Raw genomic sequence first — 26,429 nt, 5'->3', positions numbered from 1 at the left:
CGGGCAGACCGGCCGCAGGTCCGGAGAGAATCCGCCCAGACCGCCCTTCCGGCCCGCCAGATCGCCAAATTCCTTGACTTGGACCCGTGCGCGCGGTACATAGGAGCGTAGATTCGCAGCTGAGCGCGGAGCGGCGCGACGCCGCCCCCATCCTGAGAATTGCCTTGGCACGAGAGGGTGCGAAGAACACAGAAGTCGTAACCCGGGAAACCACGTTCGGGGGTGACAAAGGCCAATCTTCCTGCCTCTGGACAGTCCGTTTCGGGATTCGCTCCTGACGCATGCGCGCCTCTTGAGCGTGGCCAGATCGGGTCGAAGCAGAAACCTCGCAAAGAACGCGGGGCCATATCTACAGACGGAAGGAGGAAGTTATGCGCTCCAAGGGTTCGCAGATCCGGATCAGTCGGTGTCGTCTGGCTTGCGGCGCCGCCGCCCTCATCCTGGCCATCCCGCTCGGCGGTAACGCACAGCTCATTTCCTATGTGACCGACGTCAGTTCGGATGCGCCGGTTCTGAACGGGGTCACCACCCAGCGGGAGAACGACCTCGGCTACTATGCCGCTCTGCCCCCGGTGGATCCGGGCATCGTGCTCTTCGGGGAGGACGTTCCCTGCTACACCGACCGCACCCACGAATACAACGCCCCGAGATTCAACTCGGCCACCGGCCTGCTCTCCACGACCGGTAACACGATCGGCATCATGCCGCCTTACCTGGTGGGCGGCGAGTACGTCGCTTCCCTCAACACCAACCGGGACAATGCCGCGCCGTTCGGTATCAACGTGACCATCGGAGCACAGAACGTCACCGCTTACCTCCTCATTGACAACCGGAATGGCAACGGCGGCTACACGCTTCCCCCCGCGTTGGGCAGCGGTGGCACCGGGTTGCTGCCCTGGGTGGCCGACGACGGCTGGGTCCAGGTGAACACCGGCCTGTCGCCGAACGGTCAGCCGGACTTCGTCGGCTACGACGAGGGTTCGTCGATCACCGACTTCTCGGCTCGACCCCACGCGACCACCCCTGGAGGCTTGGCGTATGGCCCCGGCGAAGGACTCAACCAGTTCGCGACCGTCTACCGGAAGGACTTCAGCGCCGGTTCGGTGATCAACCTGAAGGAGCAGGCCACGGGCAATAACATGTACGGCCTGGTCGTGGTGCCGAATCCCCGAGCAGCGGTCTGCGCGCTGCTCGTGTCGCCCTCGTCCGTTTCGGCACAAGGTTTCGCCAACAGCACCAACCCGGCGGGCTCGCCCATCACCCTCACGGCCTACGGCGACGCCGGCCCGGTCTCCTACACGGCCCAGGAGATGATCGACGCCACGACACCCGGCGACGTGAGCTGGATCTCGCTCAGCAAGACGGCGCCGGCCAGCCCGCTGGCCCCCGGAGCAACCGACACGGTGACCGTCAACTACGCCATCGCGGGCCTGTCGCCCGGCGCCTACACGGCCTACGTGCAGGTGACCAGTACCTGCGCTCCGGCCACGGCGCATCTGGTCAGGGTGAACCTGGTTCTTTTGGATGCGACCAAGCTAATCCTTTCGGTGACCGATTCCGGCTCCGACGGGCCGATCACCAACGGCGGCACGTACAGCTCCCAACGGGAGAACGACCAGACTGGCGTCGTCGTTCCCTTCGGCGAGGAGGTATTCTGCTACACGGACCGCACCCACCAATACAAGGGCGCCGTGTTCACCTCGGCCGGCAATCTGACCTTGTCGACCGGTGATCCCGCGGCGGGCAGTATCGTGGCCGGATTACCCACCTACCTGACCGTGCCCGGCAGCGAATACGTCAGCACCCGCAATGACAACAAGGACAACGGCTCATTCCAGATGGAAGTGACGCTCAACCAGCAGGACGTCACCGCTTACCTGCTTGTGGACAACCGGACGGGCGACAGCATCAACACCGACCCCGCGGTGATCGGGCCCGCGAGCATGGACTGGGTCCTGACCGATGGGTGGCGGCGGATGAATACCTGGGACTACGCGAACCGCGCCCAGATGCCGGCGCGAAACGCGCAGCCCGACTACGTCGGCATCGACGAAGGCGGCTCGATCGCGGACTTCGCGCTCCGGGCGACTACCACCACGAATCTGGTCCCCGGACCGGGCAAGAGTGTCCAGAACGCCTACGTGATCTACCGCAAGGAGTTCCTGGCCGGCGAGGTGATCCATTTGAAGCCGGGTCCGCCGTTCGGCGGCAACATGTACGGCCTGGTGGTCACGCCGCGGGCCGAATGCGACCTGTCCATCCCCACCGAGACGCTGGCCGTCGGCCTGCCTGACGGCACCAGTCCGGCCCCGATCACGCAGACCATCGATAACGTGGGTGCGGCCAACCTGCCGGCCACCTACACGGTGGCCGAATGTGACGCCAATCTGAATGCGTATGACTGGGACTGGCTCACGCTCGACAAGGTCGGTGGGACGGTTCCCGGCGGCGGCAGCGACACGTTGACCCTCAGCTTCGACGCCACCGGTCTTCCGGCCGGCAGGTACACGGCCTACGTCAAGTTCGTCGATAGCTGCGGTCGAACAACGGTCCACACGGTGACCCTGGCGATCGGAGCCATCACCTATGTCTCGATCTTCAACTCCGACGGGGCGCCCGGCGGCATCGGGCCCACCGCCCAGCGCGAGAACGACTTCGCCAACACGGTGGTGTACTTCACCGATTACGTCTTCGCCCTGATCGACCGCAATCACAGGTACATGGGCGCGAGATTCGACGCGACCGGAACGCTGGCCAACACCGGGGCGGTCCGCCCGGGCCTGCCACCCTACCTGCTCGGGGGTGAGTATGTATCCACCCTCCAGTCCAACCGCGACAACGCCACGGTACAGCTGAACGTGACCGTCGCCTCCGACGTCCTGGCCTATCTCTTGATCGACAATCGGGTCGGTGATGCCACCGCCACCAACACCGATCCGCCCACGCTCGGCAGCGGCACGACTGGGACGATGCCCTGGGTGGCAAACGAGGGATGGCTCCAGCTCGATACCGGGCTGTCGCCCGACAGGGATGGCTTGCGGCAGCCGGATTTCATCGGTATCGACGAAGGCAGCACGCCGGCCAACATCACCTTGCGCGGGACTGGCGGCCTGGACGGCAACCCCAACCAGTACTTCACCGTCTACCAACAGACCTTCACCGCCGGCTCGACCATTACCCTCAGGCAGCAGAATGCGGGCAACTACAACATGTACGGCCTGGTGGTCGTCCCCCAGGTGCCCTGCCGGCTCACGATGACGCCCAGCGCAACCACCGCCACCGGCATCGAGTCCGGCTCGAAGCCGGCCAACGCGACGGTCGCGATCACGAACACCGGGGTGTCAGGAGATCCGACCTCGTACACGGTGACCCTGCTGGACGAGAACAAGGTGCCGGCGACGGTAAGCTGGCTCTCGATCGACAAGACCGCCCCGGCCCAGCCGATTCCCGCTGGCGAAAGCGACACCCTGACGCTCAGCTTCGACACGACCGGCCTGTCGATGGGTGACTATGTCGCCTATCTGCGGCTCATCGATAACTGCTCGCCGGCCAAGACGATGCTCCACAAGATCACGCTGGCGGTTCAGCCGCCCGATCTGCGTATCGCCCAGCGAATGGCCCCCAACGGCATGTACGTCGAGCGGGTCGGGAGCATGACCTGGGACGAGGCCCGGGTGCATTACATGGCCAACTACCAGGGCAACCTGCCCGCCTTCCACGGCGCCACCGGCGACTGGAAGCCGCCGATCGACCGGTATGTCGGCACGGTCATTGGCAGCCACGCCGACCTGTGGTTGCCGGGCACCGACGCCGACGGGGTCAGTTCGCTGGACGGCGTCAACCTGGGCGCGCTCCTGGGTACGGCCGAGGGCACTTTCAAGTGGCTGGATGGCAGTGCGGTGCCGACGGGCGATGTCGGCTCCGGCGGCCTCTGGAACACGGACGAGCCCAACGATTACGACGCTGGCGTGCCCGGCGAGGATGGAATGGAGATCTACGCCGGCGGGGTGTGGAATGACGACGGCACGGGACCTACCCTGGGCGCACAGAGTACCACCGTGCAGCCCTATTACCTGTTGTACGACAACGTCGATCTGACCGGCCAGGGCACGTTCAAGGTCTTCTACCGGCCTGGTATGACCGCCAGTCTGGCCGAGGCCATCACCCTTCTGCAGGGCCCGGCCGTGGTCGGGGATGCCCAGGGTCGGTACTACGCGATCAGCATGGGCGATCCGGGAACCGGCGGCGGGGGCAGCGGCAGCGGCGGCGGATGGCGTGACTGGCCCAAGGTGCCCTGGCCGACCGATGATCCGGCGGTCAACAACCTGGACGACGACAACTTTGTCAGTCGGTCCATCGGCGTGCTGGTGATTCCCGAGGCTGGACCCTACACCTTCGTAGTCGCCCACGATGACGACTGCCAGTTCACGATCGGGACCCAACTGGAGATCGGTGGGGCTTGCGATCCATCGAGCCCGGTCTGTGTCCAGTCGCAGTTGGCCGGAGCCACCGTCCACTCGGTGCTGGTGACCTTCCCCGCGCCAGGCGAGTACCCGATCGAGCTGATCCAGCGGGAAGGCACTGGGAGTTCGTACCTGCAGCTGTTCGCCGCCAAGGGTGACGAGACCCTCTCGTTCACCCGGGGCTACCGCCAGGTGTTCCGGCTGGTCGGCGACGTACTCGGGGGCGGGCTGGCGGTCAAGACACCGCTCGATGTCTGCGGGGCGGTGTTTGCCGATCGGGACAATGATGGCGATGTGGACCAAGCCGATTTCGGGCAGTTCCAGGTCTGCTTCAGCGGCAGCGGCTTCAGCGCCCCCGCCGAATGCGCTTGCCTGGACCGCGACGGCGAGAACGCTGCGGGAGACGGCGACATCGACGCCGTGGATCTGCAGGCGTTCACGAACTGCTACACGGGTCCGGCGATCGCATGGTCCCAGGCGCTTCGGCCGGATTGTGTGGCCGAGCGTCCGTAGGCGATCTGTACCTCCAAGGGGGGGTGGGTCAAGGGCCGGTCCGCAACCGAGCCTTTGACCAGCGGACGGCATGCCGCACTCGATTCGGACAGGCGGTCGCGCCGGCTTGATCCGACCGCGGCCAGTTCGGGACGAGGTGAGGCGAGGGGCGGGGTCATGATCCCAGGGGCTGCCTGGCCGCGACGACCCGGGGGATTGGGGCGACCAGGTCGGCCGTGGGGGTATAATAGGTGTGGGCGCGGCGCTGTCCGAAAGTTGGATGGCGGCGGGGCCACAGTCGCGGAGACAACGTCGATGGATCCAAGGGTGGCTGGCCGTGTCTGCTTCCGGCTATCACTGCTCGTGCTCGGAGTCTGCGTCGCTTGCGGACGGCCGGTGCTGGCATCGGGCGAAGCGTGCTCCACCTGCGAGGCGACCGGCGACCAGAGGATTGACGCGGCGGACCTGGACGTTTTCGTCGGCTGCGTGACCGGGCCCGCGCTGGGCCCACCCGCCGCCGCCTGCGGCTTCGCCGATCTGGATCAGGACGGCGACGTGGACCAGGTCGATTTCGGGTTGTTCCAGAACTGCCTTGGCCTGGATATCGGACCGAGCGCCGTGTTCATCAGCGAGTTCATGGCTGAGGACAACCGTGTTCTGCCCGATGACCACGGCGACTGGTCCGACTGGATCGAGATCTACAACTCCGGCTCTTCCGCTGTCAACTTGGGGGGCTGGTATCTCACCGACGATCCTGCGGTCGCGACCAAATGGCGGTTTCCGGAGGTAGAGCTCGACGCTTTCAAGCACCTGGTTGTCTTCGCGTCGGGACAGAACCGAGTCGGCCTCAACGGCGAGCTGCACACCAACTTTCAGCTCGATGCCAGTGGCGAGTACCTTGCCCTGGTCAAACCGGACGGCCTGGTCGTCGCGTCGGCGTTCGCTCCGGCGTATCCCAAGCAGAAGGCCCGGGCCTCGTATGGCTTGCGGGCCGAGACCCTGCCGACGACCATCCAGCTGATCGGGCCGGGTGCCGCTTGCCGCTACCTGGTGCCCGCGTCCGATCTGGGCCTGGCCTGGACGGCCACGGACTATCCGGCGGAAAGCGCCTGGACGCAGGCCCACACCGGCATTGGGTATGAGCGTAACAGCGCCGGCACCTACGACCCGCTGATCGCCTCCGACGGAGACGTCGAGCCGCTGATCTACAACCAGGGCAAGTTCACCATCTACATTCGCATTCCCTTCACGGTGGACGGTCCGCTCACGGTGACCAAGCTGACCCTCAAGATGAAGTACGACGACGCGTTCGCGGTTTACCTGAACGGTACCTACCTGCTGAAGACCTCGAACGCGGCCAACACGCTGGCGTTCAACTCGAGAGCCAAGAGTTCGCACACCGCGCTTCCCAGCGTCTACGACGAGTTTGACATCACCGCGTTTGCCGGCGCGCTCCGGGCGGGCCAGAACGTGCTGGCCATCCACGGCATGAACTACAGCTCGAGCGACCTGGACCTGAGTTCGGACCTGATCTTCATGCCCGAGCTGTGGGTCCAGGGTGCGAGCGAGGGCGAGTACCAGGCCGGGGAATTCCGGTACTTCTCGCCGGCGAGCCCGAAGGCCATGAACGGGGCAGGTTACGCCGGTTACGTGGCGGACACCAAGTTCGATTTCAATCGCGGCTTCTACGATACTCCGGTTGCGGTGCAGATCACCACGGAGACACCCGGAGCCACGGTCCGGTACACGACGGACGGCAGCCCGGTGAGCGAGACGACCGGCATGGTGTATAGCGGTCCGGTTGCGATCAGCACGACCACGACGCTGCGGGCCGCGGCGTTCAAGGCCGATCATCTGCCGACCAACACTGACACCCACACGTATCTCTTTCCCGGTGCGGTGTTTCAGCAGCCCGCCCTCCCGGGAGGATTCCCCGACCACTGGGGTAATGATCCGTCCTTGCCGGTTGCCGGGGCGAGCGATACCTGGGTTCCCGCCGACTACCAGATGGATCCGCGAGTGATCACCGACTCCCGTTACAGCGGCGAGTTGATGGCTGCTCTGACCGCCCTGCCCTCGGTGTCGCTGGTGATGCCCACCTCCAACTGGTTTGACCCGAGGGTTGGCATCTACTCGAACAAGCTGGACGAAGGCCTTGCCTGGGAGCGTCCGGTCTCCGCGGAATTGATCTACGCGGACGGGCGGGAGGGCTTCCAGGTCGATTGTGGTGTCCGCATCCAGGGCGGCACGAGCACCGCCAACTCCAGCAGCACGCTGTGGAAGTGCATGAAGCAGTCGATGCGGCTGCTGTTCAAGGACAATTATGGGCCGCCGAAGCTGCGGTTCCCGCTGTACGCGGACTCGGTGGTTCAGGAGTTCAACACCCTGGTGCTCGACGCGCACATGAACAACAGCTGGGTTCATTCGACGGACTCCAGCCAGCGCCGGAGGGGCGATTACGCGCGCGACGCCTGGATGGCCAACATGCAGACCGCGATGGGGATGATCGGTCCACACAACATCTTCGTCCACCTGTACATCAACGGCCTGTACTGGGGCGTGTACGAGCTTCACGAGAAGCCCGACGAGGACTTCAGCGCCGACTACTTTGGCGGCTCGCCGGAGGACTACGACGTCCTCAAGCACCAGTACTACACCATCGTCAACGGTGACAACACGGCCTACCGGGCGATGATGACTCTGGCCGACTCCGGTCTGGCCGACAGCGCCAGGTATGAAACCCTGCAGGAGCAGTACCTTGATCTTGACTGGTTCATCGACTACATGCTGCTCAACTTCTACGCCGGCAACAGCGACTGGGCCCACCAGAACTGGTATGTGTGCCGCAGCCGGCAACCCGGGGGGCTGTTCCGATACCTCAGCTGGGATGCCGAACACGTGATCGAAGACAGTGTCAGCTACATCGGCAAGATGGACGCGGATGACTCCGGTGCGCTTGGTCCGACGCACCTTCACCAGAGGCTGATGGCGAACGCCGAGTACCGGCTGCGGTTTGCGGATCACGTTCATCGGCACATGTTCAATGGTGGGGTGCTGTCGATTGATTCGGCCAATCCGGTCTGGACGCCGGACCATCCGGAGCGTAACCGTCCCGCCGCCTACTACAAGGAGCGAAGCAACAGCATCCAGTCGGCGGTGATCATGGAGTCTGCGCGCTGGGGCGACATTGCCCGACCGACCCAGCCGTACACCCGGGACTTGGAGTGGCTCACCGAGCAGAGTCGGCTGGTGAACACCTACTTCCCGGCCCGGTGGAATGTCATGAAGCAGGCCCTGGAGAGCCGGGGGCTGTATCCGACCTTGAGCCCGCCGGTGTTCAGCCAGCATGGTGGAGCTTACTCGCCCGGTTTCCAGCTGACGATGACCGGGCCGGGGGACATCTGGTTCACGCGGGATGGTAGCGACCCGCGTCTGCCCGGCGGGGAGGCCAACGGGGAGGCGATGATCTACACTGGCCCGATCTCGCTGACGGGCACGGTGCGGGTGAAGGCCCGGACCCTGTCGGGGGCCACGTGGAGTGCCCTGAACGAAGCGCTGTTTGCTCCGGCGGGTCTGCCGACGATTCGCATCACGGAGATCATGTACCATCCCCCCGCCGGCGGCTCGTTCGACGAAGACGAATACGAGTATCTTGAGATCCAGAACATAGGAACCTTAAACCTCCAGCTAGAAGGATTGACCCTGAGCGGCGGGATTCAGTTCGTATTCCCGAGCCTGACCCTGGCCCCGGGCGGGTTCATGGTCGTGGTCGAGAACTTGGCCGCCTTCGCGGAACGCTACGGAGCCACCGCCACGGTGGCCGGGCAGTACACCGGCAAGCTCAAGAACAGCAGCGACACGGTGCGGCTTAGCGATGCGGTCGGCCAAGTGATTCACGATTTCACTTACAGTGAGAGCTGGTATGCTTCGACGGACGGGCTGGGTTACTCGCTGTGCATTCGTGACCCGGAGGGTGATCTGTCGACGTGGGGTGATCCGGCCTATTGGCGGGCCAGCGGGGCGGTGCTGGGATCCCCTGGCAGAGCCGAGCCGTGACCGGTTTCGCACCCTGGCGGGTGAGTTTCTCCGGACTCGGTGCTGTCGGTCCTGATGGTAAGGGCGCGGTGTAGCGGCGGCGGGCGCCGGGGTGGGCTCTGAAATGCCCAGCGCCAAACGAAGCCAATGAGACACCGAATCAGTCAATCTTAACTTACGTCTTAGTATAGAGTTATAGCGTTTCTGGCACAAATCGGCGTTCTCCGGTTCTATTCAATCTAGGAAAGATAGATGGTTAGGGTAATTGCGCCCAAGGCCTGTGCGCCTTTTATTTGGGGCGCCATTCATGAGGGGGCATGCGTTTGTTGAGCGTCGCAGGGCCGCTGCATGAGCAGAGGGATCCTCCGGTTCAAGAACGTGGCGGGTGTTCCGCGGAGGAGTGTTCAGGATCGCGGTCAGACTGAACGGGATGGCCATCGCTACTGCCCCACGGCAGGCGTATGGTTCTGGGGGAGAATCTGCTTGTTTTGGGTCAAATGTCCAGCGCGTTGGCGTCAGGTGATGGATTTGGAGGGTTGGCGATGGGCCATGCGGTTCATTTTGAGGACCAGGAGGCCGGCCGTTCCGAGGAACACCAAGGTGAAGGGATCGGGCAGGCCGTTGTGTCGGGGGCATGGATGGGTGGTGCTGGCGGGTGGCGTGGCGGAGACGATGGCAGCCGGAGGGGGCATGGCCGCCCGGGCCTGGGCGGGGCCTGGTGAGCCGCCGGGAGCCCATTCCCTGAAGGCTCCCAGGGCGGCCAATCCCAGGCAGAAGACCGCTATGGCCGCGGTCAGCGACCAACCCACCTTAGCCTGCCTTCGTGTTCGTCCCAGCATCGTGTTCCCTTGCGACCGGCGGCGGTATTGGGAATGCCCCCGGCCGCGGCGGTTGGAGGTCAACTTCCTGAGGGGAATGTCGAATTCAAATCGCCGTTGGGCCAATGGGGTGGCGTGACGGGTGGTCCGATATGGTTTATCATGCCCGGTGTCCGGGAGGGTCGGCCCGGTGGAACTTACTTGCAGTGAAGGAGTTGCGCATGCCCAAGGGTCGGTCGAGCCAATCGTCCATACCTCGTCGCGATTTTCTGAAGAAATCCGTAGCCACGGCGGGGGTGATTGGAGCCTCGGGGACGGGGGGCTGCGAGGACAGTGGTGGGGCCGCGGGTGGTCGGGCGGCACAGGATCGGGCGGCGGGGCTATTCGCCCAGGGTACGGGGGGGCACCGGTACAACAGTGTCTATACCGGCGAGCATCTGGACCGCGTGGCCTTCCCGATGGGTGGGATGGGTGGGGGCATGGTTTGTCTGGAGGGTGCTGGGGGCTTCTCGCACGTATCGCTGCGTAACCAGCCCGAGGTGTTCAATGATCCGTTCATGTTTGCGGCCGTCTGTGTGAAGGATCAGCCGAATACGGCTCGGGTGCTGGAGGGACCGCTGGCGAAGTGGAAGTTATTTGGTCTACCCGGCTCGGGCAACGGGCTGGGGGGCAAGACGTACGGTCTGCCGAGATTTGGATCGGCGACGTTTCTGGCGCGGTTTCCATTTGCGAAGATCGAGCTCACGGACGACAAGGTGCCGCTGGGGGTGGAGATCACCGGCTGGAGCCCGTTCATTCCCGGGGATGCGGACGCCTCGAGTTTGCCGGTGGCGGGTCTGGAGTATCGGTTCAGGAATCCGACGAACCGGCCGATCGAGGCGGTGTTCTCGTTCAACGCCAAGAACTTTCTTGCGAGCGATAACAAGTTCGCCCGGGGCACGAAAGCGGCCCAAGGGGGCTTCACCGTTTACCAGGAAGGCAGCGACCAGGAGCCATGGGCGGCCTCGGCCTTCTGCGCCGCGGTGACGGATCCGGGGGTGAAGGTGAACCTTGCCTGGTTCCGGGGCGGCTGGTTCGACCCGTACACGATCTGCTGGAAGGACATCCAGGAAGGCGCATGTTACGATCGGCCGGCACCGAAGGAGGGTGATCCCGCGTCCGGCGCCAGCCTGTTCGTGCCCTTCACGGTCGCTGCCGGCAAGGACAGGACGATTGTCCTGGAGTTCAGCTGGTACTCCGGGAGAAGCAACCTGCGGATTGGCAAGAACACCCCGGAGGAGGAGAAGTCGGCCGCCAAGCTGACGTATTCGCCCTGGTATTCCGGGCGGTTTGCGAACGTCGAGGCGGTAGCCAGGTACTGGCGGGAGAGTTACGACTCGCTCCGCCAGAGGAGTGCCCAGTTCAGTGAGTGTTTCTACGACTCGACGCTGCCTCCGGAGGTCATCGAGGCGATTGCCGCGAATCTGACCATTCTGAAGTCGCCGACCGTGCTGCGCCAGACAGACGGGCGTCTATGGGCCTGGGAGGGCTGCGGCGACAACAAAGGCTGCTGTCACGGATCCTGCACGCACGTGTGGAACTATGCCCAGGCGCTGCCGCACCTGTTCCCGGCGATCGAGCGGATGCTGCGTGAGACCGAGTTCAACGTGACCCAGGCGGACACCGGGCACCAGACCTTCCGCGTCTCGCTGCCCATCCGCCAGCCCGAACACGATTTTCACGCCGCGTCCGATGGCCAGCTGGGCGGGATCATGAAGGTCTACCGGGAGTGGCGAGTGGGCGGCGACACCGACTGGCTCCGCAAGCTGTGGCCGAAGGTCAAGTCGAGTCTGGACTACTGCATTGCGACCTGGGACCCGGGCCACAAAGGGATTCTCGAGGAGCCGCACCACAACACCTACGACATCGAGTTCTGGGGCCCGGACGGCATGTGTACCAGCTTCTATCTAGGGGCGCTGGCGGCGGCGATCAAGATGGGCAAGGCGCTGGGCGAGGAGAACGAGCTTTACGCCGAGCTGTTCGAGAAAGGCGTCAAGGTTACCGAGGCCGAGCTGTTCAACGGCGAGTACTTCATTCAGAAGGTCCAATGGGAGGGCCTGAAGGCCAAGAGCCCGCTGGAAGTTCAGACGTTTCAGGGCGGGTACACGCCGGAGGCCCTCGAGCTGCTGAAGAAGGAAGGGCCGAAGTACCAGTACGGCACGGGCTGCCTGTCGGACGGTGTTCTCGGGGCCTGGATCGCGATGGTCTGCCATGTCGGTGAGATCCTGGACTCCAAGAAGGTTGCCAGCCACCTGAAGGCGGTGCACCGCTACAATCTGAAGCGCAGTCTGGCGGAGCACGCCAATCCGCAGCGTCCGACCTTTGCGGCGGGCAGCGACGGCGGTCTGCTGCTATGCACCTGGCCGAAGGGGGGGGCGTTGAGCCTGCCGTTTGTTTACAGCAACGAGGTCTGGACGGGCATCGAGTACCAGGCGGCCTCGCACATGATGATGATGGGGCTGGTTGAAGAGGGGCTCGACGTAGTCCGCGTCGCCCGGGACCGCTACGATGGGCGGGTTCGCAACCCGTTCAATGAATATGAGTGTGGGCACTGGTATGCCCGGGCGATGTCGAGCTACGGTCTGTTGCAGGGGCTGACCGGCGTGCGCTATGACGCGGTCGAGAAGGTGCTGTACGTCGAGCCGAGCATTGGGGGCGACTTCAGGGCCTTCCTGGCGACCGCGACCGGCTGTGGTACCGTTGTAGTCAAGAACGGCAAGGCGTCGCTGGAGGTCAAGACGGGTATCATCGAGGTCAAGGAGACCCGGTACACGCCCAAGGCGTGAACGGTCCTGGTGAAGTGAAAGGTTGAGACGTCGCGAGGGTGACTGATCTGGGGAGTTTGCACATGAGAGTGATCCGGTCAGCGGGGCTGAGGGCCTTGTGCCTTATCCTGGGCGCCTGCTTGGGCTGCCAAGCTCCGCCGCAGCCGACTGGGCCGACCTTCGAGCGTGTGTCGGTCTCGCAGAAGGAGGACTTCGAATCGCTTTGGCAGACGGCCGGCGAGGCGTTGCGCCAGCACTGGTTTCGGATCGACCGGGAGGACCGGGCGAGCGGGGTTCTGAGTACTCACCCGGAGACCAGCGCCCAGGGCCTGGAGTTCTGGCGCCAGCAGCCGAGGCCGGCGTACTACTGGACCGAGGCCAATTTACAGACGATTCAAAGGAAGGCCACGATCCAGATCACCCCGGTGGATTCGCAGGGCGAGTACAGTATCGACGTGAAGGTTGAGCGGTTGCGCCTGCGACTGGAAGAGCGGCAGATTGACAACCCGGCGGCGGCCCTGCGGCTGTACAGTGCCGAAGCGCCGACCATGTCGGGGCAGATGATCCGGCCGAGTCAGCAGATGCAGTGGATTCCGCTGGGGCGGGATGAGATCCTGGAGCAGACCATCCTGGGCGAGATTCTGCAGCGTTTTGGCCGTCCGACGACGGTCACGACTGCCGCGGAGACCGCGCCGAGCTGACGAGGGGGCCGTCATCGAGTTTGATCTTCTCGTTTTCCGTTCGTTGGTGTTGCCTTGCTTGCCCGAGTCACCGAGAGCCGATAGACTTCAAGCATCCTGCGAAGCGATGAGCGAGACGAAGCCGACTCGTCAGGGTGCATTCTCCGATGCTTGATCTCATTCAGCACTTCAAGGAACGGGCCGCATCCTATGACAAGGCGGAGTGGGTGCATGATCCGGGGATCATGAGGGTCACGCTCGACTTTCTGGGCCTGGCCGCGGGTCAGCGGATCCTGGACGTGGGTGCGGGCACGGGAGCGGTGTTGGCGGCCGCGTTGGCGGCGTGTCCATCGCTCGGTCCATGTGTTGCCGTTGATCTCTCGCAGGAGATGCTGGCCCAGGTCCGGAATCCGCGCATCCTGACGTGCGGTGGTGATGCCGAGGCACTGCCGATGGTCGACGGTTTCTTCGATGCCGTGGCCTGCCGGCAGAGTCTGCATTACGTCGAGGATCTGGATCGGTGTCTGCGGGAGATCCGCCGGGTGCTGGCCGCGACCGGCATTCTGGTGGTTGGGCAGATGACCCCGTTTGGAGAAGCCGACGAGGAGTGGTGGAAGGTGATCGTCAAGACCCGTCAGCCGCTGAGGCGACGCTGTCTGACACTGCACGAGCTGCTGGTTGCCCTAATGCGGACCGACTTTGTGGTGGTGCGGATCGTGCAGATTCGAGCGACGGAATCGCTCCATGCCTGGCTGGAGCGCTACCAGCGTTCCGCCGCCCAGGTGGAGGAGGTTCGGCGTCTTCATCTGGAGGCTCCAACCGCGTACAAGGAGCTGCATCGTTTCCGGCATGTGGAGGGTGACACGCTGGTGGACAACTGCTGGACGTTCGTGCGGGCCCGCAAGTCGTTGCCACAGTCCAAGGGGGCGGTGTGTCTGCCGGGCGGGAGGGCAGGCGGCGCCGGGTGAGTGTTCCGAGCCGCTGGTTGCCATGGCCGCCGCCCGTGCCGGTGAACCGGAGCTCGCGGTTGGTGCCCTGCTGATGGAGGTGGCCAAGAACCGCTATCATCCCAACGGTCACAACTATCAGCGTCCCGGTCTGACCGCGTACCTACCCGGGAACGGGGGCTTGCCGGCCGCGGTGGCGATGATGGCCGCCGGTTGGGAGGGCTGTGTGAGCCAGCCGGGGCCAGGATTTCCCAGCAACGGTCGATGGGACGTACGTTGTGAGCGGTTGAACTCCTGGATGTAGAGGGCTTTCGGCGGAGTTGTATCGGACCGGGCCGGGCCGACTTGAGAGGGTGGGCGGAACATGGGAATGACGCCGGGGCGATCATGGCACGTGCTTGTGATTCTGGTGGGGATGGGTTCTCCGGCTTGGGCCGCGGATGAGCCGCCGACCGAGTGGATGGAGCCCTCCACGGGCCACCGGGTGATTCGCCTCTCGCGTGAACCGGGCAGCGCGAGTCTCTATTTTCACCAGAACGGCTACACGGCTTCGGGAGACAAGCTGGTGGTTTCGGTGCCCGGAGGGCTGGCCGCGATCGACCTGGAGACGCTGGGGATCGCGCCGGTCGTGGAGGGGCGTGTAAGCCAGGTTGTCGTTGGCCGGAAGAGCCGGCAGGTGTATTACCTGGGCGGTGGCGGGGTGTACGCCACGCATCTCGACACCCGTGCCACGCGGCAGATCGCCCGAATTCCGGTGGGGCTGCGACCCGGCTCGGGCTTGGCGGTCAACAGTGACGAGACGCTACTGGCTGGCAGTTGTACGGACGCGGAGGCCCGGCCTGTGGACACGAGGCCGGCGGGGACGCGGCCTGCCGGGCCGAGGAGCAGTCTGGAGGCGCGCTGGGCCGCCCGGGTGCCGATGCGTCTGTACACAATCGACACTCGGACGGGGGATTTGAAGACCTTCCACCCCAGCAACGACTGGCTCAACCACGTGCAGTTCTCGCCGACGGACCCGGGGCTGATCATGTTCTGCCACGAGGGGCCCTGGCACAAGGTGGATCGCATCTGGACCCTCCGCAGCGACGGGGCCGGTCTGAGGAAGATCCACACCCGGGCGATGGACATGGAGATTGCTGGACACGAGTTTTTCAGTCCCGACGGCAAGATCATCTGGTACGACCTGCAGACGCCGCGTTCGCGGGTTTTCTGGCTGGCCGGCCTGGTGCTCGCGACCGGCGAACGGATCAGGTACAAGGTGCGGCGCGAGCACTGGTCGGTGCACTACAATGTCTCTCCGGACGGCCGGTTTTTCGCAGGCGATGGTGGGGGTCCCAGGAGTGTTGCCGCCCCGGGAAATGGCCAGTGGGTTTATCTGTTGACGCCCAAGGACGGCGAACTCGAGGCCGAGCGGCTGGTGGATCTGGGCAAGCACGACTACGCCCTGGAGCCGAACGTCAGCTTCACCCCCGATGGCCGGTGGATCGTCTTCCGGTCCAACATGCACGGGGCGACCCATGTCTACGCCGTGGAGGTTAAGGCTTCGCGGTAGCCGGGTTTGCGTTGCCCTGAGGGGTTTTCCTGGTTCTCGGTCCGGCGTCTGCCCGACGAAGGACGGACCATCTACCGGGGGCTGCGGGGATCGGGCTTCGGGGAATCTGGTAGTGGTGACTGCGTTGAACCTGCGGTGGCAGCCGCACGCGTGGGCGACGCCCGAGTAGGTGACGGCCGTGACTCCTACCTTGTTGGCTGCACACCCGCGGGCGCCGGCCTGGAAGTCAGGGGTGGTGCCGGTGTGGAAGTCAGGGGTAATGTGACTCGCTTGGCTCCGCGCGAGGGTTGGCAGGCTCTGGGTCCTTCGAGTGTCCACTCCAGCGGATCGAGGCACATTTGCCGTTTGTTGCGTTCGGCATTCCAGGCGTGGTACGCGATGAACCAGGTCTTGTTGTCTGGCCCCAGAATCACGCCGTTGTGGCCGGGACCGATCAAGTTGCCGGGGATGCTCTTGAGTACGGCCGGGCCATTGAGGTCCGCGGTATCCTGGAACGGTCCCGTCACAGAGTCGGAAACCGCGAAGCCGACGCCATAGCCGGGCGTTTGCCAGTTTCCACCGGAGTAGAAGCAGTAGTACCGCCGGTCATGGAAGAGCACGGCCGGGCCCTCGACGGTGTGCCAGTCGAACACCCGGCCGTACATTTGGCGATGGCGCTGGTAGATTTGCCAATCCGCGACGGCCCGCAGCACGGTCTTGATGGGGCCGGTGGTTGAGATCATGTCGTCCTGGAGTTGGGCGACGGCCAACGCGGTGCCGACGCGTCCATCGAGGAAGTCCTTGGCGAAGAACAGGTACCATTTCCCGGATTGGGGGTCCCGGAAGGGATTTCCGTCGATGGTAAACGGCTCGTCAGGAAAGAGGACTCTGCCCGTATCCTTGAACGGTCCGGTAGGGTTTTCGGAGACGGCGACTCGCATTTTTCCGTCGCCGGCGTAGTAGAGGAAGTATTGGCCTCCGCGTTCGGCGACTTCTGGGGCCCAGTAGTCCTTGATCTTGGGTTCCGCCACTGTTTCCATCGCATTGCCGACGAACTCCCATCTGACGAAGTCCTTCGAATGCAGCACCGGAAACTGTTTGCCGCCCAGTTCCTTTCCGGTTCCGTAGGCGTAGTACTCGCCTCGCGTCTTGATCACTTGTGGGTCAGCCAGGTAGCCGTCCCAGACCGGGTTGTGGTATTCAATGGTCAGCGCCTTGCCGGCAGGGCTGTCCTCGGCATTGGCTGCGGGGATGGCGGAAGCCGCAGCGAGCACGAGCCAACGCCCGACCTGGGTCAACCGCGGTGCGCGAGTGCAGCTGGTCTTCAACACAACGCTCTCCCATCTGACAGTGTCAAAAAGATCCCAATGGCTCGCGAACAACGATTACACAGCGCCCTGGTGACGATTTCACGCTTCCGGGAAGTCTATCATGGCCAGCGGGCGGTGGAAACCGCGTGTTTGGACTGCTGCATCGATCAGTCCGGCGGCGTAGCGGGTGCCGCCCGCGATCGGGCTTAAGCCTGTAAGCGGAGCACGCTCACGGTGCCGGTCGCTTCAGGGCCCAGTACACGGCGTTGACCAGGAGTCGGCGAAACGGAGGCTGCTCGAAGTCGGTGGGGAAGCCCAGCGAGGTGTAGAATATCCGGCTGGAGCCGCACATCCGGGTCCAGGCGACGGGCTCGGTCTTGTCTCCGGCCGATCCCGTCAGCAGCACCGTGGCGTTCGGATCGGCTAACGGCTTGACCAGGTAGAGTGAACCCTCCGCGTGCCACCTATCCGGCCTGACCTCCTTGAGAACGGGATGTCGGGTCGCGTCGGATACCACGGTCACCTCGGTGCCGGACGCCTCCGGTCCGTAGCCGCGGTTCTCGCAGCCCAGCACCTGCGGGACGAACTCCCACCATTGGTCATGACCTGCGGCCACGTCGCCTTGCACGGAAAACGCGTGGTTGGCGGTGCGGATCCCGATCAAAGGTCGGCCCGCCTGCAGATGAGATCGTATCCACGCGAGTTGCTCCGAGGGCAGAGCTCGGCGACGGAAGAAGATGACGACCAGGTCGGCTTCGCGAATGGTCTCCAGGCCGGGGAACCGGAATGCCTGGGGTTCACCCTCGCCCCGGATCACGGTACACTTGAATCCGCACTCCTTCTGGAGGACGTCGGCAAAACGGGGGATGGTCTCGTGGGCCTTGTAGTTGCTGGGGTCCTCGCTGACCAGGAAGAGGATCACGGGCGTTGGTTTGTCGGCCGGCCGGCTTGCCGGGCCGGGGGACTCTGAGGTGCAGCCGAAGCAGGCCAACAGGACGACAGTGGATGCAAGCGTTTTCATGCTGGATCTCTCCTCAGCAGTTGCGGGCTCTCCTCAGCAGTTGCGGGCTTCCGGGGACGGCACTCATCCGAGTCCATCGACATGCCAGCCATCGCGATAGGCGCGGCGAAGGTACTTGTTGGCCTCCGGCTTGTTGGTGAACTGCAGCCCCTTGGCATCCCAGATCAGTTTCTCCATTGGGAAACGGTTGACCACCGTGCCCATCAGCACGCTTTCGGTCAAGAGGCCGGAGTAGGCGAACGGCGTGGTGGTTTTTCCCTTGCCCAGGCAGGCATCGATGAACTGGTGATAGTGATCGACCTCGCGTCCCTTCACCGGACCGACCTGTTTATTGAACTGTTCGGCAGCGCCCTTCAATTCATCCCCGGGCAGAAGCTGGGGCGAGCCGGAATGCGGCAGGAACATGTAGCCCTTCTCACCCACGAACATCGAACCGTCCTCGGGGAGTTCCTTGCTCTGGTCAATCGGCCAGCTGCTCTTGGCGTCGACAGGGCCCGTGTCGTACCAGTAGTAGTCGATGTCGCCGGTAGTGTACTTTGTCCTGGGGAAGTGGTATTGCACCTTGTTGTTCGGGGCGAAGGTTTCCTCGTAGGGAGGGCTTCGATGGCTCAGGACCCACATCGGCGAAGTCAGCTCCAAGGCGGTGAATACGACGTCCATCATGTGGCCGCCCATATCGCCATGGGCGCCGCCGCCGAAATCATGCCAGCGGCGCCAGAACCGGGTGTGGTAGATGTCCTTGACGTAAGGCCGTTCGGGGGCCACGCCCAGCCAGAGGTTCCAGTCCAGCGAATCCGGGACTTTGTCCACGCGATCGGGGCGGCGCCGCATCGGGGGGTTGGTGACGGCGCCGGTGTAATGATACCTGACGATATCCCACGAGTGCACCTCCTTGACCTTACCGATGATCCCGAACTGGATCATGGCCACTGCGGTGCGGTATCCCCCGCTTGAATGGGTTTGGACGCCCATCTGGGTCACCAGTTCAGGCCTGCGGGCCGCCTCTTCGGCGAGCCGGCGCGACTCGTAGATGCTGTGAGTCAGGGGTTTCTGGCAATAGACGTGCTTGCCCATTTGCATTGCGGTCATCGAGATTGGCGCGTGCATGTGGTTGGGGACGGTGGCGTTGATGGAGTCAATCCGGTCACGTTCTTTCTCCAGCATTTCCCGCCAATCGCGGTACCGTCTTGCCTTGGGGTAGAGCTTGGCAGCCTCTTCCAGGTAGTTCTGGTCGACATCGCAGAGGGCCACGATCTCGATGCCCGGATGGCTTGTGAGCGCGGCCAAGTCCTCGGCGCCTCTTCGGCCCACGCCGATGGACGCATGGCGCAGTTTCCGGTCGTTTGCAGCGTGGGCTTTGCCGGCGAGGATCAGGGGACCGACCGCTCCGGCCACCGCAGCCTGCTTGATGAACGTTCGTCGCGTTGTTCTCGCTGTTCTCATCGGAAATCCTCCACAGAATGACGGTGTTCCTCAGGTACGCCGACCCGCCGGTTCCGGGCACGAGACGGCGGGCGGTGATATGGCGGTGAATCCGTAGGGTGACTCGGAGGCTTCTTGGGATGAGCGCCGTTCGGACAGCGACCTTCCTGGCATGTTCGCTGAGGTGGCGATGCGTCATGCTGTCCGGCATCCGGGTTGACTCCTGGTTGCCAGTGAATTCAAGATGACATGATAGCGGTTTGGTCGCTGAGCTCAATGGGGATTGGCTGGCGATGGTTCCACGGGCCCGGCGATGAGTCACTTCCGTGTTGGGGGCTCGTTTTTGGCTCTTGGGCCTGCTACTGCCCATATTCCGGGGGAGGAGGTAGAATAGCACGGGATGCGACGAGGTTTGGTACAGCTTGTATTGGTTGCCGCGTTCGCCGCCAGCGTTGGGCAAGCCCTGGCCGAGGGCTGGAAGGCTGGCACGGCGAAGGCCAACATTACGCCGCGGCAACCGATATGGCTGGCTGGCTACGCCAGCCGCAAGCACCCGGCTGAGGGGACGTTGCACCCCCTATGGGCGAAGGCTCTGGCGATCGAGGATGGCTCGGGGCGGCGTGCGGTCATTGTGACGGCGGACGTTTGCGCGTTCTCCAAGGTCATGTACGAGGCCATGTACGCGCAGATCCAGCGGCGTTACGGTCTCGAACGATCTCAGGTTGCCATCACCTGCACGCACACGCACACGGGCCCGGTGGTTCGCGAATCGCTCATGGCCTGCTACCCCCTAGATGAGAAGCAGGCGGCCCTGATCGACACGTACTCCCACGAGATTGAAGGCACGATCGTTCAGGCGGTCGGTGAGGCTCTGGATCGCAGGGTGCCGGCGGCTCTCTGGGCCGGCGAGGGCACCGCGGCTTTTGCGGTGAACCGCCGCAACAATCGCGAGGCGGAGGTGCCGAGGCTGCTGGAGCAGGGTGCGGTTCTGAAGGGTCCGGTCGATCACAGCCTGCCCGTGCTGGCGGTCCGTGGCGAGGACGGCCAGTTGCGGGCGGTTCTGTTCGGTTACGCCTGCCACGGCACGGTACTCGATTCGTATCAGTGGTCTGGCGACTATCCTGGCTTTGCCCAGCTTGCCCTGGAGAAGAACCATCCGGAGGCCATGGTGATGTTCTGGGCGGGCTGCGGGGCCGACCAGAATCCGTTGCCTCGGCGGTCGGTCGCGTTGTGTGAGAAGTACGGCGGTATGCTTGCCGCCGGCGTGGAGGACGTCCTTGGCCATGCGATGCGGGCGGTTCGTCCCACTCTGCGGACCGCCTTCGAGTTCGTGACGCTGGATTACGAGAGGAACCCCACTGTGGCGGAGCTGGAGGCCATGGTCAAGAAGGAGGGGCTCTTCGGCCGTTGGGCGAAGGAGATGCTTGGGCAGGTCCGGGCGGGCAAGTCGTTTGCGAAGGGGTATTCGTATCCTGTCGAGGCGTGGCGGCTCGGCGGGGAGCAGTTGTGGGTCATGCTCGGCGGCGAGGTTGTGGTGGATTACGCGCTCCGATTCAAGGGTACGTACGGGAAGGGCACCTGGGTCACGGCATACGCGAACGACACCATGGGATACATCCCCTCGCGGCGGGTCTGGGAGGAGGGAGGCTATGAGGCCACCAGCCTGGAGGAGTACGGGCACCCCGCCACCCGCTGGGCGAAGGATGTGGAGGACCGGGTAGCGGCCGGCGTGAATCGGGTCGTTGAAGCGGTCGGCAGGTGAGTTGCGAGCCGGCCGTCGCGATCTGAGACCGGGCAGGGTGCGGCGGGTCCGACTTCAGGTATTGCAGGCGGTGGGTCAGTCGCTCCGAGACAGCTGCTGGAGGGCTACCGATTCGCTTTCGGCGAAGAGGGTGTTCGGGGCGTGTTCGAATCGCGTTCGACTCGGGGTGAGGTTCTGACGATTCTCGCTCATTTTCCCTCGGGGCACAGCCGACGAGGCACCCGCGTGCATGCCCTGCCCAGCCTGGAAAGGTATTGAACCTGACACAATGCGAAGCCGCGGGGTCTGCAACCACTGTATCTGAGAGACATTGCAGACGCCTGCGGAGCAGGGAACGGGGGACACGTCGGCATGTTGTCCGCACCGATTGACGGCCTGAGCACCTGTCGCTAAGATGAGGCACCATGTCAACATAGTGGCGTGTGCGTTTTGCACGGGGTCCGGAGTTGGCGTGCCGTGACGGGCGGTGGCTAACGTTCTTTCGGCGCGTTGTCGGGTCCTTCGCGAAATCGCTCCATCATTTCTCGAGCAGACGTCGCGAGCGCCGCGAAGGCGGTGCCGGGATGAGAATCCGCAGGCTACCCTATAAGGTTCTTGCCTCAGAGCGAGCCCGGGTGGTTTTCTGCCGAGCGGGCTTGCGTCAGCTGATCATCACGCTGGGGAAGTGTTGCCCACACTCTGGGGAGCTGGTGGACCTGCCGTTCCGCGGCCTGACCTGATGCCGCGGGAGCACGCTTGGTGGGGGGCAGTCGCGAAGGAGGACCGATGATGAGTTCGCTTTTGCGTTTTCGTGCGGCCCGAGCTTTCACCCTGATTGAAGTCCTGGTCGTGGTCGCCATCATTGCCCTGCTCCTGGCTATTCTCATTCCTTCGCTGAACCGGGTCAGGGCCCAGGGTCGCACGATCAAGTGCCAGACCAATGAGCGACAGTTTGGCGTGGCGGCCAACGTGTTTGTGGCCGAACACAGAAGCCGTATTCTACGGGCCTTCGGCACCTACAACGTGCCGGTGGGGGCGAACCTATACAACTGGGTGAATCACGTTGCGCGTCTGATGGGTGACAAGCGGGCCCGGGACGGCGCCTACATCACTGAACTGGTGGAGAAGTACGAGGTTTTTCAGTGTCCCGAGCGTACCATCACGCACCCTGATGATCGGTTCCTGGATTATGCGATCAACGGTCTGGATCACCGCGGTCCGCTGACGCGTGCCGGAATACCGGATCCCGTGGGGGGGATGTGGATAGAAGTAGAGGGTGTTTCCAGGATCGATCTATGGAAACAGCCGTCGCGCGTGATTTACATCATGGACGGGGCATCGGAACTGGAGAACCCGGACCTAGCCGCGGCCCGCAGGAGCCATGAACCCACAGCGTTTGACGTCTGGCATGCGGGGCATCTTCCGGTTTACGGGGAAGACCGGATCGGGGAGCGGGCGAGACCGAGATCGGCATTGCAGATGCACCCGCGCGGCTCGAGTGCGGTGTTTGTGGACGGTCATGTTGAGCAGGTCCGGCCGCCCGCCCGACCGGCGGGGGTGAAGGACCCCGCGGACTATATTTGCCAGTGGTACATGAAGAAGTTCGGCGTCGAGCGTGCGTCTACGGAACAGCCGGTCATCAAGGCGATCATGGGCGCCCCTTACGGGTCGGGTTGGGAATCGTGGTACTACCGGATCAGCGTGGGCGACCCATTTTACAGGCCATGAGCCACCGTGGTTACGCACCCGGCGCATGCCGGTGGCGGACCGTTCCTCCCGGGCAGGAGTCGGAACGTCGTTTTTAGGGATCATTGTCTTCTCGGAGGTGAATCATGAAGCGCACAAGGACCTTATTGGGTTGTGTCGTGGCGGCGGCGCTGATGGCCGGGAGTTCTGGCGGCGCGTTTGGGGTCAACGTATGGCTTTCGTTCGAGGGTGATGGGGCTACCGGCCCGGCCACGGACAAGCTGATCGGCGACGGTGCCCAGAATGCGGTGGTGTATCCGGACTCGGTGATTGTGGCGGATTCCCCGATCTTCGGGGGGCAATCTCTGAACGCCCCGAGTGCCACGCAGACGTTCAACGGTCTGCAGTTTGAGGGTCTCTCCGGTGACATGGGGCCGCAGGTGACGTTCGCTGTTCACGTCCGGAACGTACCCGCCGGCCGGCGGAAGCTGTTCTCCAACTACGACGGGCAGTATGGGAATGCGGGAATCGAGTGGGTGTTCGACTCCGCCGGTCAGAACGCGGACGGTGTGGCCACGTGGCTTTACGTGCTGGATCCCGCGAGTGCCGCCGGAGCGGAGTGGGACGTTCCCCGGGGTGCTTTTGACATCAGCGCGGATGGTCAGGTCCATCATATCGCCGCCACGTTTGACCGTGGTGTCGTGAAGATCTTCCTGGACGGCAACGAGCTGCCGGGAAGCTGGTATCAGGGAGCTGAGCCCTGGTTCGAGCGTTTCAACCTGAAGGGCAACCCCCTGCGGTTCGGCGAAGACGTTCCCCCCACCGATCAGAGCAGCACCCCGTTTCTGGGTTACGCCGACGACCTCCTGATCCTGGACCGGGCTCTGTCGCAGGCGGAGATTCAGACGCTTGCCAGCCAGGGTGCCGCCGCGTTCATGGAGCTGTCGGGAGCATGCTGTCTGCCGTCGGGTTCGTGCGCGGACGGCACGACGCAGAGCAGCTGTCTTGCCCAAGGCGGGATCTGGAAAGGCCCGGATTCGATGTGCGCGAATGTGACCTGTGAACTACCGGTCAAGGCCTGCTGTTTCGACAACGGCACGTGCAGCGACCTGACCGAGAACGAATGCCTGGCTCAATCGGGAAGCTGGAACATGAGCGCCAGCTGCGATCAGAACCCTTGTCCACCCGCTGGGGCCTGCTGTTTCGACGACGGCACCTGTAGCGACCTGGTGGAAAGTGTTTGCGTTGCGCAGAGTGGTCACTGGACAGCGGGAGCCACGTGCGCCGAGAATCCCTGCCCGCCGGGCGGGGCTTGCTGCTACACGAACGGGGTGTGCGTGCAGCTGACCGAAAGCGTATGCCAGAGCACTCGTGGCCAGTGGAATGGGGCCGGTTCGGATTGTGCCTCGATCACCTGCTCGACTTTTGCCCCCCAGATCTGGTTGTCCTTTGAGGGTGATCCGGAAACGGGCCCGGCCGTGGACAAGCTGACCGACGACGGGGCTCAGAACGCGGTAGTGTTCAACGCCCCGGCTCCGCCGCTGCCGGCGGTCCTGGTCACGGATGCCGAGGCGATCTTCGGGACGTCGCTGAAGAACACGGCGCTGATGAGTTTCCCGCTCCCGGGGACGCAGAACCTGGGCGAGAAGTTCACCCTGGCGGTGAGTCTCAAGCAGGTTGCGCCCGGCGAGATCCACCTGTTTACCAACCACGACGGCGGTTCTATGGACCAGGAGTTTCTGGTGACGATTGACGCCGGTGGCAGCATTCCCTGGAATCCCACGATTGGGATCGCGGCCGAATGGCAGTCGGATCCGGGCAATCCGAGCACTTACTTTCTGGCCGGAGCCCCAGCGATGGCCAGCTGGGCGGACAGCGATACGCCCCACCATGTGGCCTGGACGTTTGAAAGAAAGACGGTCGATGAGACGGACGGCATGGAGGTGAAGATCTACTTCGATGGTGTCATGGTGGGGGATGCTTTCTGGGCGGGGGTAACGGGCATGCCGGGTCGGATCGGCGACCTGCTGTACGGGGAGGACTACCCGCCGAGCGTGGCGAACAGCGAGCTGGTGGGTACGTCTGATGACATTCTGGTCCTGCGTCGAGTGCTGACCGCGGATCAAATTGCCCTTCTGGCGGCCAGTGGGGCGGCGAGCCTGAACTTGACCGAGCAAGTAGCTGGGGAGATGCTCTACACGATGGAAGGGGATACACTCCCACGGATCACCGACAAGCTGGCCCAGATCGGTGCCCAGGACACTGCCGTTCCCATTCCGACTCCCCTGGGATCGATCATCACCGACGGTTTGCCGATTTTTGGCCTGCAGTCTCTGCACGCTCTGAACAGCGCCCTGCCGTTCAACGGGCTGGAGTTCCCCGAGGTGCGCTACTTGGGAGCTCAGGCGACGCTGGCGGTGCACGTGCGAGAGGTTCCCGCGGGTCGGCGAAAGTTGTTCTCCAGCTACCATGGCGACTACACCACTCCGGTGATCGAATGGGTGTTTGATTCCGGCGGGCAGCAGGCGGACGGGATGGCGATGTGGTTGGTGGTGTCGGATCCGGTGAACGGGCCTCCTTACTATGAGTTTGACGTTCCTTCGGGGGCGTTCAATATCAGCGCGGACGGTCAGGTTCACCACATCGCGATGACCTACGACCACGGTGATCTGAAGGTTTACCTGGACGGCAGCAAGTTGCCCGGCGGCTGGGTAGGGGCCGGGGGAGCGCCGCCTGCGACCATGGTCCTCGACCTGACGCGCGAGCTACGTTTTGGCGAGGACCAGGTGGGAACGAACACGAACAACCATCCTTTCCTGGGCTACGCTGACGACATCCTGATTCTGCCTCAGGCCCTGGACGGGGCGGAGATGCAGTACCTGGCCAAGTTCGGCGTCGAAGCGCTGCTGGTGACGCTGGGCAAGAAGTACGCGGACTTTGACAACGACGGGGACGTGGATTTGGCGGACTTCGACTCCTTCCAGAGCTGTTTCACCGGCGCGGCGGTTCCGCTGGGCGACCCGACAGGGGCGTGTTCGGGGGCCGATTTCGACGAGGATGGTGACGTCGACCAGACCGATTTTGGGATCTGGCAGTTATGTTTCAGCGGAGACGGCATTCACGCCACCGCCGACTGCACGCCCAGACCGTGACGGGGAGACGATGGCTGAGGGCCTGACCGAACGGCACAAGTCTGCGGCTGATTCCTCGGCGACGTTGCCGGGCGGGGATGATCCTGGGCGAGAACCGCTGAGGATCGCCCTCTTCCAGGCCGATGTCACTCCGCCGCTGGGCAGCCCGCTGTGTGAGGCTCTGGTCAAGCCGGCCAGGAGGATCGTCGATCCGCTTTCGGCTCGCGGGGTGATTCTGCTGACCCGGGAGAAGCCGATTGTTCTGTGTGCGATTGACTGGACATCCATTCTGAACGGCGGTTACCGGGTCTGGCGGGAAGTCCTGGCACAGGCAGCGGGGACGACGCC

At 63.9% G+C, this 26,429-nt stretch carries 17 protein-coding genes; 13 read left to right on the top strand and 4 right to left on the bottom strand.

The window, feature by feature from the left end; all coding sequences use genetic code 11:
* Nucleotides 1–371 precede the first annotated feature (371 nt).
* Together KA354_09715 and KA354_09710 are read left to right on the top strand one after the other, a co-directional pair.
* A complete protein-coding gene (locus KA354_09715; GenBank protein MBP7934908.1) occupies nucleotides 372–4,976 on the top strand; it encodes a hypothetical protein in 4,605 nt (1,534 codons plus the stop codon).
* 294 nt (nucleotides 4,977–5,270) lie between these two features.
* The gene (locus KA354_09710) at nucleotides 5,271–9,011 is read left to right on the top strand and encodes a lamin tail domain-containing protein (GenBank protein ID MBP7934907.1); all 3,741 of its coding nucleotides are present in this window, start codon (nucleotides 5,271–5,273) and stop codon (nucleotides 9,009–9,011) included.
* A 494-nt stretch (nucleotides 9,012–9,505) separates the two neighbouring features.
* On the opposite strand, the gene KA354_09705 is transcribed toward KA354_09710, so the two are convergent.
* Nucleotides 9,506–9,829, bottom strand: a complete 324-nt coding sequence (locus KA354_09705; protein ID MBP7934906.1) for a hypothetical protein — start codon at nucleotides 9,827–9,829, stop codon at nucleotides 9,506–9,508.
* Nucleotides 9,830–10,029: 200 nt separating this feature from the next.
* On the opposite strand from KA354_09705, the gene KA354_09700 reads away from it, so the two are divergent.
* The 5 genes from KA354_09700 (at nucleotide 10,030) to KA354_09680 (ending at nucleotide 15,791) form a co-directional block, all read left to right on the top strand.
* Nucleotides 10,030–12,633 carry a hypothetical protein gene (locus tag KA354_09700; GenBank protein MBP7934905.1) on the top strand — a complete coding sequence of 868 codons (2,604 nt, stop codon included), beginning with the start codon at nucleotides 10,030–10,032 and terminating at the stop codon, nucleotides 12,631–12,633.
* A 62-nt stretch (nucleotides 12,634–12,695) separates the two neighbouring features.
* The gene (locus KA354_09695) at nucleotides 12,696–13,313 is read left to right on the top strand and encodes a hypothetical protein (protein ID MBP7934904.1); all 618 of its coding nucleotides are present in this window, start codon (nucleotides 12,696–12,698) and stop codon (nucleotides 13,311–13,313) included.
* A gap of 146 nt (nucleotides 13,314–13,459) precedes the next feature.
* Nucleotides 13,460–14,260 (top strand): methyltransferase domain-containing protein, encoded by an 801-nt coding sequence (locus KA354_09690; protein MBP7934903.1) that lies wholly within the window; start codon nucleotides 13,460–13,462, stop codon nucleotides 14,258–14,260.
* Between the two features lie 22 nt (nucleotides 14,261–14,282).
* Nucleotides 14,283–14,543: a hypothetical protein gene (locus KA354_09685; GenBank protein MBP7934902.1), complete on the top strand. Its 261-nt coding sequence runs from the start codon at nucleotides 14,283–14,285 to the stop codon at nucleotides 14,541–14,543.
* Nucleotides 14,544–14,609: 66 nt separating this feature from the next.
* Entirely contained in the window at nucleotides 14,610–15,791 is a 1,182-nt protein-coding gene (locus tag KA354_09680; protein MBP7934901.1) for a PD40 domain-containing protein, read from the top strand.
* A gap of 185 nt (nucleotides 15,792–15,976) precedes the next feature.
* On the opposite strand, the gene KA354_09675 is transcribed toward KA354_09680, so the two are convergent.
* The gene (locus KA354_09675) at nucleotides 15,977–16,981 is read right to left on the bottom strand and encodes a glycoside hydrolase family 43 protein (protein ID MBP7934900.1); all 1,005 of its coding nucleotides are present in this window, start codon (nucleotides 16,979–16,981) and stop codon (nucleotides 15,977–15,979) included.
* Between the two features lie 156 nt (nucleotides 16,982–17,137).
* On the opposite strand from KA354_09675, the gene KA354_09670 reads away from it, so the two are divergent.
* Entirely contained in the window at nucleotides 17,138–17,290 is a 153-nt protein-coding gene (locus KA354_09670; protein MBP7934899.1) for a hypothetical protein, read from the top strand.
* 19 nt (nucleotides 17,291–17,309) lie between these two features.
* Here the strand turns inward: KA354_09670 and KA354_09665 are convergent, their stop codons facing one another.
* Together KA354_09665 and KA354_09660 are read right to left on the bottom strand one after the other, a co-directional pair.
* Nucleotides 17,310–18,101, bottom strand: a complete 792-nt coding sequence (locus KA354_09665) for a ThuA domain-containing protein (GenBank protein ID MBP7934898.1) — start codon at nucleotides 18,099–18,101, stop codon at nucleotides 17,310–17,312.
* A 63-nt stretch (nucleotides 18,102–18,164) separates the two neighbouring features.
* Complete coding sequence (locus KA354_09660; protein ID MBP7934897.1) at nucleotides 18,165–19,544, bottom strand: Gfo/Idh/MocA family oxidoreductase; 1,380 nt, start codon at nucleotides 19,542–19,544, stop codon at nucleotides 18,165–18,167.
* Nucleotides 19,545–19,923: 379 nt separating this feature from the next.
* On the opposite strand from KA354_09660, the gene KA354_09655 reads away from it, so the two are divergent.
* From KA354_09655 to KA354_09635, 5 genes are all read left to right on the top strand, one after another.
* Nucleotides 19,924–21,285, top strand: coding sequence for a neutral/alkaline non-lysosomal ceramidase N-terminal domain-containing protein (locus KA354_09655; GenBank protein ID MBP7934896.1), 1,362 nt, complete (start codon nucleotides 19,924–19,926; stop codon nucleotides 21,283–21,285).
* Nucleotides 21,286–21,848: 563 nt separating this feature from the next.
* Nucleotides 21,849–22,004, top strand: a complete 156-nt coding sequence (locus tag KA354_09650; GenBank protein MBP7934895.1) for a hypothetical protein — start codon at nucleotides 21,849–21,851, stop codon at nucleotides 22,002–22,004.
* 46 nt (nucleotides 22,005–22,050) lie between these two features.
* On the top strand, nucleotides 22,051–22,992 hold the full coding sequence (locus KA354_09645) for a prepilin-type N-terminal cleavage/methylation domain-containing protein (protein ID MBP7934894.1): 942 nt from the start codon (nucleotides 22,051–22,053) through the stop codon (nucleotides 22,990–22,992).
* Nucleotides 22,993–23,096: 104 nt separating this feature from the next.
* On the top strand, nucleotides 23,097–26,102 hold the full coding sequence (locus KA354_09640) for a laminin G domain-containing protein (GenBank protein MBP7934893.1): 3,006 nt from the start codon (nucleotides 23,097–23,099) through the stop codon (nucleotides 26,100–26,102).
* Nucleotides 26,103–26,112: 10 nt separating this feature from the next.
* A partial coding sequence (locus KA354_09635; protein ID MBP7934892.1) for a hypothetical protein occupies nucleotides 26,113–26,429 on the top strand: 317 nt, incomplete at its 3' end.

It is taken from the genome of Phycisphaerae bacterium (assembly GCA_018003015.1).
Taxonomy (GTDB): domain Bacteria; phylum Planctomycetota; class Phycisphaerae; order UBA1845; family PWPN01; genus JAGNEZ01.
Note: the sequence above shows the minus strand (reverse complement) of the source record. Positions and strands in the feature narration are given on the sequence as shown.